The organism is Herminiimonas sp. KBW02 (assembly GCF_003852535.1).
Taxonomy (GTDB): domain Bacteria; phylum Pseudomonadota; class Gammaproteobacteria; order Burkholderiales; family Burkholderiaceae_D; genus Oxalicibacterium.
In genome coordinates, this window is sequence record NZ_QAJP01000002.1 from 173,797 (window position 1) to 191,962 (window position 18,166).

16 protein-coding genes and 1 tRNA gene are annotated in these 18,166 nt (G+C 53.5%); 5 read left to right on the top strand and 12 right to left on the bottom strand.

Annotated features, from left to right (window positions below; genetic code table 11):
• Positions 1 to 245 precede the first annotated feature (245 nt).
• The 5 genes from lon to DBR37_RS01335 form a co-directional block, all read right to left on the bottom strand.
• Positions 246 to 2,660: an endopeptidase La gene (gene lon / locus DBR37_RS01315; RefSeq protein ID WP_124572496.1), complete on the bottom strand. Its 2,415-nt coding sequence runs from the start codon at positions 2,658 to 2,660 to the stop codon at positions 246 to 248.
• A 261-nt stretch (positions 2,661 to 2,921) separates the two neighbouring features.
• Complete coding sequence (clpX, locus tag DBR37_RS01320; RefSeq protein WP_124572497.1) at positions 2,922 to 4,190, bottom strand: ATP-dependent Clp protease ATP-binding subunit ClpX; 1,269 nt, start codon at positions 4,188 to 4,190, stop codon at positions 2,922 to 2,924.
• A 157-nt stretch (positions 4,191 to 4,347) separates the two neighbouring features.
• On the bottom strand, positions 4,348 to 4,980 hold the full coding sequence (gene clpP, locus DBR37_RS01325; RefSeq protein ID WP_012079386.1) for an ATP-dependent Clp endopeptidase proteolytic subunit ClpP: 633 nt from the start codon (positions 4,978 to 4,980) through the stop codon (positions 4,348 to 4,350).
• Between the two features lie 30 nt (positions 4,981 to 5,010).
• Positions 5,011 to 6,360, bottom strand: a complete 1,350-nt coding sequence (tig, locus tag DBR37_RS01330) for a trigger factor (protein ID WP_124572498.1) — start codon at positions 6,358 to 6,360, stop codon at positions 5,011 to 5,013.
• Positions 6,361 to 6,389: 29 nt separating this feature from the next.
• Positions 6,390 to 6,476: transfer RNA gene (locus DBR37_RS01335), tRNA-Leu, on the bottom strand.
• Positions 6,477 to 6,837: 361 nt separating this feature from the next.
• Between DBR37_RS01335 and hpnC the strand changes: the two genes are divergently transcribed.
• From hpnC to hpnE, 3 genes are all read left to right on the top strand, one after another.
• Entirely contained in the window at positions 6,838 to 7,656 is an 819-nt protein-coding gene (gene hpnC / locus DBR37_RS01340; protein ID WP_124572499.1) for a squalene synthase HpnC, read from the top strand.
• A gap of 151 nt (positions 7,657 to 7,807) precedes the next feature.
• Positions 7,808 to 8,641, top strand: coding sequence for a presqualene diphosphate synthase HpnD (hpnD, locus tag DBR37_RS01345; RefSeq protein ID WP_124572500.1), 834 nt, complete (start codon positions 7,808 to 7,810; stop codon positions 8,639 to 8,641).
• Between the two features lie 23 nt (positions 8,642 to 8,664).
• Positions 8,665 to 9,999 (top strand): hydroxysqualene dehydroxylase HpnE, encoded by a 1,335-nt coding sequence (hpnE, locus tag DBR37_RS01350; RefSeq protein WP_124572501.1) that lies wholly within the window; start codon positions 8,665 to 8,667, stop codon positions 9,997 to 9,999.
• Positions 10,000 to 10,039: 40 nt separating this feature from the next.
• Here hpnE and radA read toward each other — a convergent pair whose 3' ends face one another.
• Positions 10,040 to 11,410, bottom strand: coding sequence for a DNA repair protein RadA (gene radA / locus DBR37_RS01355; RefSeq protein WP_124572583.1), 1,371 nt, complete (start codon positions 11,408 to 11,410; stop codon positions 10,040 to 10,042).
• A 286-nt stretch (positions 11,411 to 11,696) separates the two neighbouring features.
• Positions 11,697 to 12,776 (bottom strand): alanine racemase, encoded by a 1,080-nt coding sequence (gene alr, locus DBR37_RS01360; protein WP_124572502.1) that lies wholly within the window; start codon positions 12,774 to 12,776, stop codon positions 11,697 to 11,699.
• Between the two features lie 181 nt (positions 12,777 to 12,957).
• On the opposite strand from alr, the gene lplT reads away from it, so the two are divergent.
• Positions 12,958 to 14,220: a lysophospholipid transporter LplT gene (lplT, locus tag DBR37_RS01365; protein WP_124572503.1), complete on the top strand. Its 1,263-nt coding sequence runs from the start codon at positions 12,958 to 12,960 to the stop codon at positions 14,218 to 14,220.
• 14 nt (positions 14,221 to 14,234) lie between these two features.
• Here lplT and DBR37_RS01370 read toward each other — a convergent pair whose 3' ends face one another.
• Genes DBR37_RS01370 through tsaB form a run of 4 tightly spaced genes read right to left on the bottom strand, consistent with a single transcriptional unit; the run spans position 14,235 to position 17,269 of the window.
• Positions 14,235 to 15,242 (bottom strand): DUF1853 family protein, encoded by a 1,008-nt coding sequence (locus DBR37_RS01370; RefSeq protein WP_124572504.1) that lies wholly within the window; start codon positions 15,240 to 15,242, stop codon positions 14,235 to 14,237.
• Entirely contained in the window at positions 15,220 to 16,074 is an 855-nt protein-coding gene (locus DBR37_RS01375; protein WP_124572505.1) for a uracil-DNA glycosylase family protein, read from the bottom strand. Before DBR37_RS01375 ends, DBR37_RS01370 begins: the two co-directional genes overlap by 23 nt.
• A complete protein-coding gene (gene rimI, locus DBR37_RS01380) occupies positions 16,071 to 16,574 on the bottom strand; it encodes a ribosomal protein S18-alanine N-acetyltransferase (RefSeq protein ID WP_124572506.1) in 504 nt (167 codons plus the stop codon). The genes DBR37_RS01375 and rimI overlap by 4 nt, the downstream gene beginning before the upstream one ends.
• Positions 16,571 to 17,269, bottom strand: a complete 699-nt coding sequence (gene tsaB / locus DBR37_RS01385) for a tRNA (adenosine(37)-N6)-threonylcarbamoyltransferase complex dimerization subunit type 1 TsaB (protein ID WP_124572507.1) — start codon at positions 17,267 to 17,269, stop codon at positions 16,571 to 16,573. Before tsaB ends, rimI begins: the two co-directional genes overlap by 4 nt.
• 118 nt (positions 17,270 to 17,387) lie before the next feature.
• Here tsaB and DBR37_RS01390 point away from each other — a divergent pair, with 118 nt between their 5' ends.
• Positions 17,388 to 17,810: a thioredoxin family protein gene (locus DBR37_RS01390; protein WP_124572508.1), complete on the top strand. Its 423-nt coding sequence runs from the start codon at positions 17,388 to 17,390 to the stop codon at positions 17,808 to 17,810.
• A 90-nt stretch (positions 17,811 to 17,900) separates the two neighbouring features.
• Here DBR37_RS01390 and DBR37_RS01395 read toward each other — a convergent pair whose 3' ends face one another.
• A complete protein-coding gene (locus DBR37_RS01395) occupies positions 17,901 to 18,104 on the bottom strand; it encodes a cold-shock protein (RefSeq protein ID WP_009665193.1) in 204 nt (67 codons plus the stop codon).
• Positions 18,105 to 18,166: the final 62 nt, after the last annotated feature.

An 18,166-nucleotide genomic window follows, 5' to 3' on the forward strand; every position in this document is an offset into this window, starting at 1 on the left:
GCTAAAACGATGATGCGGACGCAGAAAAAATCTGCAGCAAGTATTAAACAAGCCGCAAAGCCTTGTGTCAAGCGCTTTGCAAGCTTTTCCCCTCTGAAAATTAACATTTTTTATGTTTAGGATTCCTCCTTCGCACTTCTAAGAATATTTTTTTTGATGCGCATGTGAAAAAAAAAGCGCTCCGAAGAGCGCTTTTTTAAACTGCAAAATTACTTCTGCGTTACATCTGCCAGTGCATCAAATCATCAATGCTTGACGACAGTCGGATCGTTCGACTCAGCAGGTTTCGCAACGGCAGTATCAACCACTGCGACCTCTTCATCCGTCAATGGTACTGGCGCGCGTTCCAATGCGATCTCAAGCACTTTATCGATCCAGCGCACTGGTACGATTTCAAGCTTGTTCTTCACATTGTCCGGAATCTCAGCCAGATCCTTCACGTTTTGTTCAGGTATCAAAACAGTTTTGATACCACCGCGATGCGCTGCCAGCAGTTTCTCTTTCAAGCCACCGATAGGCAACACTTCACCACGCAAAGTAATCTCACCAGTCATCGCCACATCAGCACGCACCGGAATACCGGTGAACACCGAGACCATCGCCAGCGTCATCGCTACACCAGCCGATGGACCATCCTTCGGTGTTGCGCCTTCAGGAACGTGAATATGAATATCGCTCTTCTCGAAAACATCGGCTTTGATACCGAGTTTCTTCGCGCGGCTGCGCACAACAGTGCGTGCAGCCTCGATCGATTCCTTCATCACATCGCCCAAGGTACCGGTACGGATGATGCCGCCCTTGCCTGGCACTGCAACCGATTCGATGGTGAGCAAATCGCCACCGACTTCGGTCCATGCCAGACCGACCACCTGACCAACCTGGTTTTCTTTTTCGGCTACACCGAAATCGAATTGACGTACGCCCAGGAATTTGTCGAGGTTCTTGGTCGAGACCGTGACTTTTCTGTCCTGCTTTTTCAGCAGCAGCATTTTTACGACCTTGCGGCAGATCTTCGAAATTTCCCGTTCCAGCGAACGCACACCGGCTTCACGCGTGTAGTAACGAATGATGTCGCGGATTGCGGATTCAGCCACGCTGATCTCGTCTTCCTTCAGACCATTGTTCTTGATCTGTTTCGGCAAGAGGTAACGTTGCGCAATGCTGGTTTTTTCATCTTCGGTATAACCCGACAGACGAATAACTTCCATACGATCGAGCAAGGCTGGCGGAATGTTGTACGAGTTTGAAGTCGCAACAAACATCACGTCAGACAAATCGAAATCAACTTCGACGTAGTGATCCGAGAACGTATGGTTTTGCTCAGGGTCCAGCACTTCGAGCAAAGCCGACGACGGATCGCCACGGAAGTCCATGCCGAGTTTGTCGATCTCATCCAGCAGGAACAATGGATTGCGCACACCGGTTTTTGCCAGGCTTTGCAAAATCTTGCCAGGCATGGAGCCGATGTATGTACGACGATGGCCACGGATCTCGGCTTCATCACGTACGCCGCCCAAAGCCATACGCACAAACTTGCGGTTCGTGGCGCGTGCGATCGACTGGCCGAGCGAGGTTTTACCCACGCCTGGAGGACCGACGAAGCACAGGATAGGCGCTTTCAGTTTGTCGACGCGCTGTTGCACGGCAAGATATTCCAGGATGCGTTCTTTAACCTTCTCAAGACCGTAGTGATCGTCTTCCAATACTTTTTCAGCATTGGACAGATCGTTGTTCACTTTCGATTTTTTCTTCCAAGGCAAACCGAGCAAGGTGTCGATGTAGTTACGCACGACAGTTGCTTCAGCCGACATCGGCGACATCAGTTTAAGTTTTTTCAACTCATTCTGAGCCTTGGCCAATGCTTCCTTAGGCATCTTGGCAGCAATGATTTTCTTCTCGAGGTCTTCGAGATCTGCGCCCTCTTCGCCTTCGCCCAATTCTTTTTGAATCGCTTTGACCTGCTCGTTCAAATAGTATTCGCGTTGCGATTTTTCCATCTGGCGTTTAACGCGACCACGGATGCGCTTCTCGACTTGCAGAATATCGAGTTCGCCTTCGAGCTGGCCGAGCAAATGCTCATAGCGTTTCGCTACGTTGAAAATTTCGAGGATAACTTGCTTCTGCTCAAGTTTGAGCGGCAAGTGCGCAGCGATGGTGTCAGCCAGGCGGCCGGCATCATCGATACCTGCCAGCGAAGTCAGGATCTCTGGCGGGATTTTTTTGTTCAGTTTTACGTATTGATCGAACTGTTGCACGATCGCGCGGCGCATTGCTTCCACTTCGGACTCGTCGCCCGCTTCAGATTCAATCGGCGTCAGATCCGCGACGAAATGCGTATCCAGCTCACTGATGTGATGGATACGTGCACGTTGTGCGCCTTCGACCAGTACTTTGACCGTACCGTCAGGCAGCTTCAACATTTGCAGGATGTTCGCGACACAGCCGATTTCGTAGATATCGTCAGCTGATGGTTCGTCTTTGGCGGCGGCCTTTTGCGCAGCAAGCATGATGCTCTTGCCTTGCTCCATCGCAGCTTCTAAGGCTTTGATTGATTTAGGACGACCGACGAACAGAGGGATCACCATATGCGGGAAGACAACAACATCACGCAACGGTAACAGCGGCAGTTGGGTTTGTTCAGTGGAAATAGTAGTCGTCATGGCGAGCCTTATCTATAAACGTGTTAATGATGTTGGCGCTAACGGCCAAAACACAAGCCCGGACAGCAACAAAAATCATCCAGAAAAATAAAAAAGCCACCCGCGAAGTTGTCTTCGAAGTGGCTCTACTATGGAAGCCTGAATGATCCCTGCTGGTTTTAATTGTACTGCGTTTTAAATGAAAAACGGGCTAAAAAAGCCCGTTTTTGATAATTTCCGCCTATTTTTACAAAACTTTACTGTTTTCCGGCGGCATCCCGATTATTTCGCACCGGAAACTTTAGGTTGCTCGTGATAGATCAGCAATGGTTTGGCGCCATGGTTAATGGTGCCTTCGTCAATGACGACTTTTTCCACGTTTTGCTCATTCGGCAATTCAAACATAACGTCCAGCAATGCATGCTCCAGAATCGAGCGTAAACCACGTGCACCAGTTTTGCGTGCAATCGCCTTTTTCGCAATCGCCTGCAAGGCAGCCGGACGAATTTCCAGTTCCGCGCCTTCCATTTGCAAGAGTTTCGAATATTGCTTGATCAGCGCATTCTTAGGCTCGAGCAAGATCTGGATCAGCGCTTCTTCATCCAGTTCACGCAAGGTTGCCACTACCGGCAAACGACCAACCAGTTCAGGAATCAGGCCGAACTTGATCAAATCTTCAGGCTCGGTGTCCATCATGACCTGACTCGCGGTACGTTCTTCGCGGCTCTTCACGCTGGCGGAGAAACCGATACCACTCTTCTCCGAACGCTCGGAAATAATCTTCGCCAGACCATCAAACGCACCACCGCAAATGAACATGATGTTGGTAGTATCGATTTGCACGAAATCCTGATTCGGATGCTTGCGGCCACCTTGTGGCGGCACCGATGCCATCGTGCCTTCGATCAGTTTCAGCAAAGCCTGTTGTACACCTTCACCCGATACGTCGCGGGTAATCGATGGATTGTCCGACTTGCGTGAAATCTTGTCGATTTCATCGATGTAAACAATACCTTTTTGCGCGCGCTCGACTTCGTAGTTACAGTTCTGCAAGAGCTTCTGGATGATGTTTTCCACATCCTCGCCCACATAACCGGCTTCGGTGAGCGTGGTTGCATCTGCAATCACGAACGGCACGTCCAGCGTGCGCGCCAGGGTTTGCGCCAGCAAGGTTTTACCGGAACCGGTAGGACCGACCAGCAGAATATTACTCTTGGCCAGCTCGACGTCGTCTTTCTTGCCGAGATGCTTGAGGCGTTTGTAGTGGTTGTAGACCGCGACCGACAAAATACGCTTGGCGGGATTTTGTCCGATCACATATTGATCCAGCAACTCGCACAATTCCTGCGGCGTAGGCAGATCGGTACGTGGACCGGCTACGGTTTCCACGCTCGATGCTTCATCGCGAATGATGTCATTGCACAGGTCTATACACTCATCGCAGATAAAGACGGATGGCCCAGCGATGAGCTTTTTTACCTCGTGTTGGCTCTTGCCGCAGAACGAGCAATAGAGCAGTTTTTCGCCGCTTGAGGATTTTTTCTCTGACATGGTGCGCGTTATCTATGGTTAGCTATGGATTGATATTACCTGCGAATTACAAATTCGTCACGCCGTTCAAAAAAACCGACTTGCACACACAGAGCCTATAAAGCAAAACGCCCGAACGTTGTTGCGCCCGGGCGTCCAATAATACCTACGAACTGGCTTAAGCGCGCGTTGCCAAAACTTTATCGATCATGCCGTATGTCACTGCAGCATCTGCTGACATAAAGTTATCACGATCAGTATCTTTAGCGATTTCTTCGACAGATTTGCCGGTTCTTTCAGCAAGAATGGCATTCAATCTTTCGCGCAAATACAGGATCTCGCGTGCCTGGATTTCGATATCCGAAGCCTGGCCCTGAGCACCACCCAATGGCTGGTGAATCATGATGCGGGAGTTAGGCAGGGAAAAACGTTTGCCCTTCTCGCCCGCTGCCAGCAGGAAAGCACCCATCGACGCCGCCAGGCCAGTACACAAAGTCGAAACATTCGGCTTGATGAACTGCATGGTGTCGTAAATCGCCATGCCAGCCGAAACCGAACCGCCAGGCGAATTAATGTAGAGGGAGATATCCTTGTCCGGGTTTTCGCTTTCCAGGAACAGCAATTGCGCAACGATCAGGTTGGCCATTTGGTCATTGACCGGACCAACCAGAAAAATAATGCGCTCTTTCAGCAAACGCGAATAAATATCATACGCGCGCTCACCGCGACCACTCTGTTCAATCACCATCGGAACCATACCGAGCATGTCGGTATCGAGAGCGGAAGTACGAGTCATGCTTGTGGTGATCATCTGCTTTCCTTATGGAGAGCGCACAAGTTATTACGCTTGTGCGTTATTGCTCATCAATTCATCGAACGCAACCGGTTTCTCGGTTACTTTGGCTTTGCCTAGCACGTAATTGACGACGTTTTCTTCCAATACAAGGGCTTCAACTTCAGCCAAACGGCTACGGTCGCTGAAATAATACTTCAGAACTTGTTGCGGGTCTTCGTAGCTCTGTGCGAACTCTTCAACTTGCGCTTTAACCTGTTCTGGTTTTGCTTGCAGATCGTTGGCTTTTACTACTTCAGCCAGGATCAGGCCGAGGCGTACGCGACGTTCAGCTTGCTCTGTGAACAATTCCGGTGGGAATGGCAGGTCGCTGACTTTCATGCCGCGCTGGGTCATATCCTGGCGGGTCATTTCCATCAGGCGTTCTACGTCCTGGTCAATCAGTGCTTTAGGCACGTCGAGGTCGCTGATTTTGATCAGTGCATCCATCACGCTGTCTTTGGTGCGTGCCTTGATGCGGCTGCTGACTTCACGTTGCAGGTTGACTTTGATGTCTTCGCGCATTTTTTGCAGGTCGCCGTCAGGGATACCCAGCGATTTTGCGAATTCAGTATCAACTTCCGGCAGGTGCGCCCATTCGATTTGCTTCAGGGTAATGGTGAACTCAGCAGTTTTGCCTGCGACGTCTTTACCGTGGTAATCAGCAGGGAAAGCCAATGGGAAAGTTTTGGACTCGCCTACTTTCAAGCCGATGGTACCGGCTTCGAATTCAGCCAGCATGCGGCCTTCGCCCAGTACGAAAGCGTAGTCTTCCGCTTTGCCGCCCTGGAATTCAACGCCGTCGATGGTGCCGACGAAGTCGATGGTAACGCGATCACCATTTTTAGCCGACAGATCAGAGCCGCCGTCGCCGTGCGCGCTTTGCTCGCCTTTGACGTGGTAGTGCACGCGTTGTTTGCGCAGGATATCGATAGTTTTATCGATTTCTGCATCGCTGACGTCAACCGTGGTTTTTTCCACGTCGGCTGCAGCCAGGTCACCCAATTTAACTTCCGGGTAAACTTCAAACGTTGCGTTGAAAACGATGGTGCCTTCAGCAGCAGCGTCATCAGTCTTCGGTTCGATTTTCGGGAAACCGGCAACGCGCAGATTGTTTTCTGTAGCCGCGTCGTTGAATGCACGACCGACTTTGTCGTTCAGTACTTCGTTTTCGACTTGATAGCCGTATTGTTGCGCGACCATCTTCATCGGCACTTTGCCAGTGCGGAAGCCAGGCGCCTTCACCGTACGAGCACGGACTTTCAGGCGTTTTTCAACTTCCGCTTGTACATCGGCGAGTGGCACCGTAATCGTGATACGGCGCTCAAGTTTGTCCAGAGTTTCGACTGCAGTTGCCATGTGAATCGTCCAAAAAATAAAAAATTCTGTGGTGCGAGGAGGGGGACTCGAACCCCCACACCATTGCTGGCGTCAGGACCTAAACCTGGTGCGTCTACCAATTTCGCCATCCTCGCGGGAATGAGTGCGCTAGCGAATACAAAAGCGCAAAAGCAAAGGGCGACCACGAAGTGAATATAGGGTCGCCCTGCACTGCCTTTTGTATCGGCTGTTCAACTTCAACCCGGGATTTTACTGGATTTTGCGCAAGCTGCGCTGATTTTTGACACTTTGCCTACTTGCACCCAATAAACGCCCGGCCACTAGCGGAATTTTCCGCAGTTTGCGGCCCTGGAACGAGGAAGACAGAACAATCAATTTGGCTGTCTTTTCGACATTTTCAATTACTATGCGGGCTGTATCCGATATTCGCGCAGGAAACTTTCATCACCAGCGATATTGTCCCTGCGCCATTGCCCTACCTTCACCCTAGCCTTCATGCCTGTAGAACATTACGAAAATTTCCCGGTTGCATCCATCCTCCTGCCGGCGCGCCTGCGCCCTGCGGTCGAAGTCATCTATGCGTTTGCGCGCAGTGCCGATGACCTGGCCGATGAAGGCGATGCCAGCGACGAAGAAAGACTGGCGGCACTGACAGAATATGAATACGGGCTGGATCAGATCGCGGCAGGCACATATCCGGACAGCGCGCTGTTCCAGAAGCTGGCTGTTGTCATCGCCGCCTATAAGCTGCCACTGCAACCCTTTCGCGACCTTTTGTCCGCCTTCAAACAGGATGTTGTCACCAAGCGTTATGCCAGCTTTACCGACTTGCTCGATTATTGCCGGCGCTCGGCCAATCCGGTAGGCACGCTGATGCTGCATCTGTATGGCGCAGCCGATGTCGATAATCTGCGTGCGTCCGATGACATTTGCTCAGCGCTGCAACTGATCAATTTCTGGCAAGACGTGGCGATAGACTGGCAAAAAGAACGCATTTACCTGCCGCTGGCCGATTTGCAGACGTTCAATATTGCGGAACAACAGATCGCCCGCCAGAAGGTCGATGCGGCCTGGCGCCTGCTCATGAAATTTGAAGTGGAACGTGCACGCGCCCTGTTGCTGGCCGGCGCACCCTTGGCCTTGCGCCTGCCTGGCCGTATAGGTTGGGAGCTTCGCCTGGTGGTGCAAGGCGGCTTGCGCATACTCGAGTGCATAGAAGCTTCCGGCTATGACATGTTCCGCCACCGGCCCAAGCTCGGCAAAAGCGACTGGCTGCTCCTGTTGCTGCGCGCACTCCGCATGAAAGCAAAATAAGTAGTCAAGCGCAATCTGCACCAAGAACTGCAGAAGGCATTTTGATACGACAGATTTATGCGTATCGATAAAGATACGCAGACATTATTTGTTCCTACAGCCTTAGTCGGCTAGCATAGCGGCTTAATTCAGCGTCCAGCGCCTTATTTTTATGTCCCCCGACGAATACTGCCAACAAAAAGCCGCACAAAGCGGCTCCAGCTTTTACTACAGCTTCCTGTTCCTGACACCGGATCGTCGCCGTGCGATTACTGCGCTCTACGCCTTTTGCCGTGAAGTCGACGACACCGTTGATGAATGCACCGACATCACCATAGCCCGTACCAAGCTGGTGTGGTGGCGTAAGGAAGTCGGCGCGATGATGTCAGGCGAGCCGACGCATCCTGTGACCAAGGCCTTGCAGCCGCATATGGCGATCTATGCACTCGACAGCGAACATCTGATGGCTATCATCGATGGCATGGAGATGGATCTCGACCAGAATCGCTATCTCGACTTTATTGGTTTGCAAAAGTATTGCTGGCATGTCGCCAGCGTGGTCGGCATTCTGTCGGCCAAAATCTTTGGCGCCAGCAGCCCGCAGACTTTGCAATACGCAGAAAAACTGGGACTTGCCTTCCAGCTCACTAACATCATTCGTGATGTCGGCGAAGACGCCCGTAAAGGCCGCATCTATCTGCCGGTGAATGAGTTACAGCAATTCAACGTCACCGCTGCAGATATCCTGAACGCGCGTCATGGCGAGAACTTTGAAAAGCTGATGCAATTCCAGGCAGCGCGTGCACAAAAATTGTACGACGAAGCGTTTGCCTTGCTGCCGAAAGAAGATCGCCGTGCGCAACGTCCCGGCCTGATCATGGCGGCTATCTATCGTGCGGTATTGAATGAAGTTGAGCGGGACGGCTTCCACGTGCTGAACCAGCGCATCTCGCTCACGCCTATACGCAAGCTTTGGCTGGCGTGGATTACCTACGTGCGCGGCTGACGAAGTCGCTTATGCACGTACTCATGTCAGACGCGAAAAAAATTGCCGTCGTCGGCGCCGGCTGGGCCGGATGCGCAACGGCAGTTGAACTGGCGAGCGCAGGACATGCAGTCACTCTCTTCGAATCATCCCGCACCTTAGGCGGCCGTGCGCGCGCCGTCGAGATACAGGGACAGGTGCTCGATAATGGTCAGCACATATTGCTCGGCGCCTACAGCGCGACTTTAAGCCTCTTGAAAACAATAGGCGTCGCGGCGGATCAGGCATTGCTGCGCCTGCCACTGCAAATGCGCTATCCGTCAGGCTGCGACGGTATGGATTTTATCGCCCCTCGCCTGCCTGCGCCGTTACACATGTTAACCGCACTGTTACGCGCGAGTGGATTGAGCGGCGCAGATAAAATGGCGCTGGCGCGTTTCTCCACTACGGCACGCTGGATGGAATGGCGCTTGCACACCGATTGCAGCGTCAGTGAACTGCTGGAGCGTTACGACCAGACTGAACGCCTGATTAAACTAATGTGGCAACCGTTGTGTATCGCCGCCCTCAATACGCCGCCAGAGCGTGCGTCGGCCCAGGTCTTCCTGAACGTATTGCGCGACAGCCTGGGAGCCAAGCGTGCGGCATCCGACATGCTGCTGCCGCGCACAGATCTGACCTCATTGCTACCGCAACAAGCCGCCGCTTTCGTCACAGCACGCAAAGGCAACGTGCGGACTGGCTGCACCGTACAAGCGATTACTGCAAGCGACCAGAAATGGGCACTCGGCTTAAGCAATGCGGAAGCGGCAGAAGAATTATTTGATGGCGTCGTCATCGCCACACCTGCGATCACAGCTGCTAACTTGTTGGCTGGTTCTGTAGCCGAAGCGCATATCCCTGCCTTCAACTACGAACCGATCACGACTTGCTATTTACAATATCCGGCAGGCACACGATTAAGCGCTCCGTTCTTTGCATTGACTGATGATGAAGATAAAGGACACTGGGGACAGTTTGTCTTTGATCGCGGCCAACTGGATAGCAGGCAGGATGGTTTGTTCGCTGTAGTGGTCAGCGTCTCGAGCGCCGCGACGGAGCTGGGACAGGAAGCCTTGTCTGCCGCAATTGCACAGCAGTTGGTGCAAGCGCTGCAGATGCCGCAACTGACAGCGCCGCTATGGAGCAAGGTCATCACAGACAAGCGCGCAACATTTTCCTGCACGCCCGGCCTGCAACGCCCGACCGAACAAACCGCATTGCCGCATCTGGTAATCGCCGGTGATTACGTTGCCAGCGATTACCCGGCGACGCTGGAATCAGCTGTGCGCAGCGGCGTTAAAGCTGCGGACTTGCTGAACCAGCATTTCCACGGCTAGCGCATTCGCGTACGGGCTTACTTACGCATTACTCACGCATCTACTCATGTTCGCGCACGCGATTCAACGCTTCATCTATCCGCTCTACGCCGATGATGGTCAGGCCTTCTATCTTTTGCTTGGGCGCATTCGATTTCGGAATCAACGCAAGTGAGAAGCCCAGCTTCGCAGCTTCACGCAAACGTTCCTGACCGCGTGGTGCAGGACGTATTTCACCCGCCAGCCCCACTTCACCAAACACGACCAGACCTCGCGGCAAAGGGCGGCTGCGCATGGAGGAATGTATCGCCAGCAGCACGGCCAGATCAGCCGCCGGCTCCGTGATCTTCACGCCACCTACTGCATTGATGAATACATCCTGATCGAAGGCTGCAATACCTGCGTGTCTATGTAGCACCGCCAGCAACATCGCCAGGCGATTTTGTTCCAGTCCGACTGAAAGGCGGCGTGCATTCGGCAAATGTGAAGTGTCGACCAAAGCCTGGATCTCGACCAGCAAGGGACGTGTGCCTTCCTGCGTCACCATCACGCAGGCTCCAGGCACGGGATTATCGTGTTGCGACAGGAATAGCGCGGAAGGATTCGATACGCCCTTCAAGCCTTTCTCCGTCATGGCAAACACACCCAGTTCATTGACTGCGCCGAAACGGTTCTTGATCGCCCGCACCAGACGGAAGCTGGAATGCGTATCGCCTTCGAAATAGAGCACGGTATCGACGATGTGTTCAAGTACACGCGGGCCGGCCAGTGCGCCTTCTTTGGTGACATGCCCAACCATGATGATGGTGATACCGGTTTGCTTGGCGATGCGCGTCAACTGCGCCGCGCATTCGCGCACCTGTGCAACCGAACCGGGGGCCGAACTCAATGCATCTGAATAGACGGTCTGGATGGAATCGATGACAGCAACATCAGGTTTGTGTTCAGCCAAAGTCGTCAGAATTTTTTCCAGCTGGATCTCGGCCTGCAGTTTCAAATCCTTGGCATCCACCGCCAGCCGCTTGGCCCGCAACGCGATTTGCGCGCCTGATTCTTCGCCACTGACATACAAAACTTTTTTGATACGCGAAAGATTCGCCAGCGCCTGCAACAACAGCGTTGATTTACCGATACCAGGATCACCACCGATCAGCACGACACCGCCGGCCACCAGGCCGCCGCCCAGCACGCGATCGAATTCCTCTATGCCGGTACCAAAGCGCGGCACATCAATCGCTTCAATATCAGCCAGGCTCAGTACGGGCGCAGTTTGCGCCAGCCCCTGATGTTGCACGGAAAAGCGGTTAGAGCCCGATTCGACGATGGTTTCGACCAGCGTATTCCAGGCGCCGCAGGCCGGGCATTGTCCGCCCCACTTACTGGTAATGCCGCCGCAGTCGCTACAGGTGTAATTGGTTTTGGCTTTTGCCATCTGGATAAATTTCGCTTTATTAGAACTCATTTCACAAATATCCGCGAGTGCGAACGCGGCTATTTGGGAGGTAGTGCAAGGCGTGTCGCGCGGCCAAGGGTGGTCCCCTTGGCAAGCGGCGCAACGCAGCAATACGCCCAAATAGCCCGTTCCCTTCGGGTTCTTACCAAAAGCGGCGCTGGCCGCGTTGTGCTCCTTGCGCATAGACCACTATGCGACGCGTCGCACGCCTTACCAGCACCGCTTTTGGTAAGAACGCATCTCACGGATATTTGTGAAATGAGTTCTAGTTAACTTCGACTACCTTCACGCGCGACGCCAGGCCGCACATCAACTCATAGCCTACGGTACCGGCTGCATTTGCCACTTCGTCTATCGGCAAGCCTGCGCCCCACAAGGTGACTTTGCTGCCTACACGCGGCTTCGCCACCGGCGTCAGATCTACCGTGATCATATCCATGGATACACGTCCAACCATACGCGTCTTCATACCATCGACAATCACTGGTGTGCCGCTAGGCGCATGACGGGGATAGCCATCAGCATAACCACATGCAACCACACCTATGGTCATAGGACCAGTCGCGACGAAAGCACTGCCATAACCGACCGCGTCGCCGGCTACGATATGCTGCACACCGATGATTTCGCTGCTCAGACTCATCGCTGGCCGCAAGCCGAACTGCTCTGCGCTTTGCCCGCCTGGTGTCGCGCCATACAGCATGATGCCGGGACGTATCCAGTCCGCCGCCGAACCTGGGTGTAATAAATCAGTCGCCGAATTGGCCATGCTTTGTTCGCCCGGCAAATCGCGGGTCGCTTCCCTGAAGCGGCGCAACTGCTCCTGCACCGGCAATACCGGGTTGTCCGGATCTTCCGCGTTGGCGAAGTGCGTGACAAAAGAAATATGGTCTACTGCCGGAATAGCGCGCAGGCGCTCGTAAGCCGCCCGATATTTCGCTGGCGTAAAGCCGAGTCTATTCATCCCGCTATTCAGTTTCAGATGAACGTCGATTTTCGTCTGTAAACGTGCCTGCTCCAGCATCGTCAACTGTTCTTCGCAGTGTATGACGGTATCCAGCTGATACTCAGCCAGCAGTTGCGGATCGGAAGCATCAAAGAATCCTTCCAGCAACAGGATGCGTTTGTTCCAGCCGAGTTCACGCAAGCGCGCCGCTGCATCCAGTTCTATCAATCCCAGTCCGTCCGCTGCGGCAAAGCCACGCATGCCGCGCTCCAGCCCGTGCCCGTAAGCATTAGCTTTCACTACCGCCCATGCCCTGGAATGTGGCGCACGTGCTTTGGCCAGCGCAAGATTACTGCGCAATGCGGCGATATCTATGGTAGCAATAAGGGGTCTGGGCATACGACAATGTAAAGAAAGTTAAATCGTGACATTCGATCAAGGCGATTTTTTGACGAATCTATTTGCGAATTTATTTATTTTACCGGACGCATTGCATTAACGATGCGCAAATCAATTGAAGCCGCCGAGATTCATGGTATAAAGTCAGCCAGAGACACACTGCAAAAATAGATTAATGCGAATGAATCGCGGTTTTTATACCATCATGGCGGCGCAGTTTTTTTCCTCGCTCGCCGACAACGCCCTCCTGATAGCGGCCATAGCCTTATTAACGGTAATGAAGTCACCCGAATGGATGACTCCATTGCTGAAGCTATTCTTTGTCCTGTCTTATGTATTACTCGCCGCTTTTGTCGGTGCTTTCGCGGATGCGCTGCCCAAGGGACGCGTCATGTTTATCACCAACCTGATCAAAATTTTCGGTTGCGGCATGATGTTCTTCGATGTCCATCCGCTGATTGCCTATGCCGTGGTCGGTTTTGGTGCAGCAGCTTATTCACCGGCCAAGTACGGCATCCTCACAGAATTACTACCGGCGGAGAAACTGGTCGCCGCCAATGGCTGGATAGAAGGCTTGACCGTTTCCTCCATTATCCTCGGCACCGTAATGGGAGGTGCACTCATCAATCCCAACGTTGCCGCCAAACTACTCGCCTTCGATTTCCCCATCATTAACTTTGGCATAGATACACCAGCCGAAGCAGCACTCTGCATTATCACCGTCTCTTACCTGCTCGCCGCACTCTTCAATCTCCGCATCCCTGACACCGGCGCCCGCTACCAGCATCAGGAACGCAACCCCATCAAACTCATCGGCGACTTTGCCAACTGTTTCACCACTTTGTGGCGTGATCGCCTCGGGCAGATCTCGCTGGCTGTGACCACGCTGTTCTGGGGTGCCGGTGCAACCTTACAGTTCATCGTTTTGAAATGGGCTGAGAAATCACTGAATATGCCGCTCGACAAGGCTGCGATCCTGCAAGGTATCGTGGCTGTCGGCGTCGCACTCGGTGCAGTTGCTGCCGCACGCTTTGTACCGTTGAAGAAATCGCTGACGGTGATGCCGCTCGGCGTCATCATGGGTGTGGTCGTCATCATCATGACCATGGTGCACACAGTGTGGCTGGCGTATCCGCTGCTGGTATTGGTGGGCGCCTTGTCAGGTTACTTCGTAGTGCCTATGAATGCACTGCTGCAGCATCGCGGCCACGTCCTGATGAGTGCGGGTCACTCGATTGCGGTGCAGAACTTCAATGAGAATTTGTCAGTACTGACCATGTTGCTGCTGTATGCGCTGATGGTCAAACTGGATCTGAACATCAATATCGTCATCATCATGTTTGGCCTGTCGGTCTCCGGCATCATGTACCTGATCATGCGCAAGCATGCCGCCAACCAGCGTGAACATGATTCGCTGTCACTGATAGGCGAACCGAAACACTAAGTTGAAACACGCAGTTACTGCGGCAGCGGGTGAACCAGCTTCACTCGCTGACCAGCCCGGGTGCGCCAGTCATCCGGCACGATAAAGCCCCGACTGCTTTCCAGCGCCACATCTCCCCTCACATCCAGCAAGACTACCAATACCGGCATCGTGTCATCCACGAAATGCGCCGCCAGCATTTCTTGTAATGCCTGCTTGTCCATGGTCTTTGATAAATCCAGCTTGGCCGGTGCCAGCCAGTGCAAACGCGGCACCACGGCATAACGTTCGGCCGTCATCTGCTCGGTCTCGGCCAATGCACACCAAAAGCCACGACAATGATCGACGGAAATACCGCATATCGCCGCATTTGCCCTATCGTCCTGGTGATAAAACAACCAACCCTTGACCAGCGCCTGTGCCTGCTTCACGGGTGCTGACAAATGCACCTGCGCCGCCGGATGCTGCGACAACATCAGTTGACGCTCAAGTATTTTGTGCATTTTTGCACCCAGCGTATCTGCCAGGTTAGGCCCGACAAAGTAATCAGCGTCTTCACCGGCACCGCTGGATTCCAGCAAATAAAACTTGGTGGCAAACTCCCAGTGCAACAAACCCTCACCATCACGCAGCAGGAAATCGAACTCGCCTATCGTGCTGTTCTTGCCCGCTCTTACCTGCACGCCATGCGCGGCAAGTAAGCCGCGTGCCTCGAAATAATAAGCCAGCAGCTTTTCCGCATAGCGTCCGAGGCGGGTAAACACTTGTACATTGAGGTAACGATGCAAGGCATCCGGATCCCTGTCCAGCGCTTGCAGCCAGTCATTGATATCGTGCGGCAGAGCCCCCTGCAGAGTGGCAATTTTTCCCTGCCATTGCGGCGCCTGCGGATCAAGCAGATCGGGAGCATCGAGCAGCCATGCCAGGGAACGGACATGGATATCGTTGAGATGCCCCCAACGCTGCTCGAATTGAGTTTGGAATGTATCTGTCAAATTGGCAGCCAAATTCGCGGCCTGGTTAACCGTTAGCCTTGTCGGCATAAGTTTGCATCGCCAGGCATAAATCCGCCCAGGCTTTGCTCTTGTCTTTCAGCGTGCGTAGCAAATACGCCGGGTGATAGGTAACGACGACCGGGATATCCGCGTAGCGATGTACGGTACCGCGTAATCTGGCGACAGGCGTGGCCGGATCCAGCTTCAGCAGAGATAGCGCGGCGGTCTTGCCCAATGCCACAATCACGGTCGGATTGATTAACTCTATCTGCCGTTGCAGGTAGGGCAGGCAGGCGTCACTCTCCGCCGCAACCGGTGCACGGTCACGTTTGTTTTCATCGGTAGGACGGCATTTGACGATATTCGCGATATAGGTATTCTCGCCGCGCTTCAGCCCCATCGCCACGAACATATTGTCGAGCAGCTTGCCAGCCGGCCCGACGAAAGGCTCGCCCTGGAAATCCTCATTGCGCCCCGGGCCTTCACCGACGAATAACCATTTGGCTTTTTGATCGCCAACGCCGAAAACAGTTTGCGTACGCCCCTTGCATAAACCACATTCGGTGCAACTGCTGACTACCGCCTTCAACTGGTCCCAGTTCATGCTGCCAATATTGGTAGCCGGCTGCACCAGCGCAGTAGGCGCTGCAGGAACAGCTGCCGGAGTAATGGCAACATCATCGTCGCCCCAGGCCGATGCGCTCTGCTCAGCAACTCGCAACGGCGTAGCAACTGCCACGCTGTCCTCAATAAATTCAGTTACTTCCTCCGGGGCAGCAGCCTCAGGCTCCAGGGTCTGCAGCACGGCTGTGCGTTGCGACCACACAGGTCCCAGCCCCATCTCCTGCAGGAATGCGATACGACGATCCTGATTACTCATAGCGCAAGCTTCATGACTAGCGCATCTTCACGCTGATTATTCGGTGCCGGATAGTAGCCTTTGCGCACGCCTATGCGACTAAAACCATAATGGCGATAAATTTTTTCTGCACGCGTGTTGGACGGACGCACTTCCAGCAAAATCGCTTCCAGTTTTCTTTCCTGCGCAATTGCTTTGGCTTTATTCAGCAACAGGATACCGATACCCTGCCCCTGCAAATCACGATGCACGGTGATGTTCAGCAAGTGCGCATCATCAACTGAGGGCATCAGCAGGAAATAACCGCTCAGGGCGCCGGAAGCGTCGCGCAGTATCCAGGTTTCGTAACCGCTATTAATGGAGTCGAGGAAATTTCCACGCGTCCAGGGGAAAGGATAAACATCATTTTCGATAGCCAGTACGTCGCTGATATCGGTCGGCTGCATCCGATAAAAATAAAACTTGTTCGCTGGCGGTGGCGGCGCCTTGAACTGCGGGATAGGACTGGGCACGGAACTCATGCGGCCTCCCTTGCAGCCTTTTCCAGACGTTCCATCGTTGTCAATGCCACCTTGTTACGCAAGTACAGGGGCTCGGCGGCACTCGCTACCACCGCCAGACCCTGCGCATAAGCGAGCGCGCCCAGCGTCGCAATCTGTTCCGCCTGCGGCAGCATATCTTTCAATGCATTTGCAAAAAACGGCTGTGCAGCAAAATCCGCCGCATACGCTTGCAAGCCATTCCCGCATGCGCTCACCTCGCCTTGCGGCTGAACCTCACGCGCAGATGACAAACTCGGTGCAATCACAGTCTGCCAGCCATCGGCGTAGCGATACTGCGCCCAATATACTTCGCCCATGCGTGCGTCGAGTACGGCCAGCACATCGGTCGCGCCGGTCTGTTCACGGCAAGCCTGTGCCAGTGCCAGCAAGGTTACGGTAGGCAATAAAAGTTTATCCGCGCCGTAGGCCAGGCCTTGTGCAATACCGCAAGCAGTACGTACACCGGTAAACGAACCAGGCCCGGCGCCGAAAGCAATCGCATCGCAATCGCGCAAGGCAATACCGGCATCCTGCAACAAAGCCTGCACCATGGGCAGGATGCTTTGCGAATGCGTGCTGATACCTGCCGCCTGGCGGCTGCTATGCACACCGTTGTGTAATAGCGCCGCGGAAGCCAGTTCAGAAGATGTTTCTATAGCGAGTATCGTAGACATGGGGCTATTTTACCGTGCGTATCGCCATCGGTGCTGGGAAGCGATGCATTTGTCGTTGCGGCGCATTTCCTGCGCGTGCAGGCGCTCCCGATGCGATAGAAAACGGTAGAATACCGCCATGGCAAGTATCACTCTAGAACCACATAATCAGCAGCAGCTCACGCAACGCATGCAAGACGACGTTTGGGTCGTGGCCTGTTTGTGCGCGGCCTGGTGCGACGTCTGCACCAATTACCGACCCGGCTTTGACGAGCTGGCGGCGCAGCATCCCGACAAACTATTTGTCTGGATAGATATAGAAGACCGGGCAGACCTGATCGGCGACTTCGATGTCGAGAACTTCCCTACCCTGCTCATCCAGCGCGGCGACGATGTGATGTTTTACGGCACCACCATGCCGGATCATCGCATCGCGCATCGCCTGCTCACTTCACACGAAGGAAAAAGCGCAGCCGAACTCAAGGCATATACACAAAGCAGCGCCGAGTACCGCGAGTGGCAGGATGAACGCAATCTGCGACAGGCGCTGACTCAAAACTGAACACCCCGTTCCTGCAGCGCTTCTGAAAGTGACAGGCGAAAAAAAATCCTCAGCATGCTGAGGATTTTTCTATTTCGTTTGATCCAGCTCTTAGATAGGCTGAATGTTCGAAGCTTGCTTGCCTTTAGGACCAGCTGTCACTTCAAAAGAAACGCGTTGGTTCTCTTGCAGCGATTTGAAGCCGCTCGACTGAATAGCCGAGAAGTGCGCGAACAAATCTTCGCCGCCTTCGTCAGGGGTAATAAAGCCGAAGCCTTTCGAGTCATTGAACCATTTTACGATACCAGTTGCCATTACAATTCCTAATTTCAGTTAAGTTGGGCAGTTGCCCGTTGGATCGTTTCAACCAAGACAGG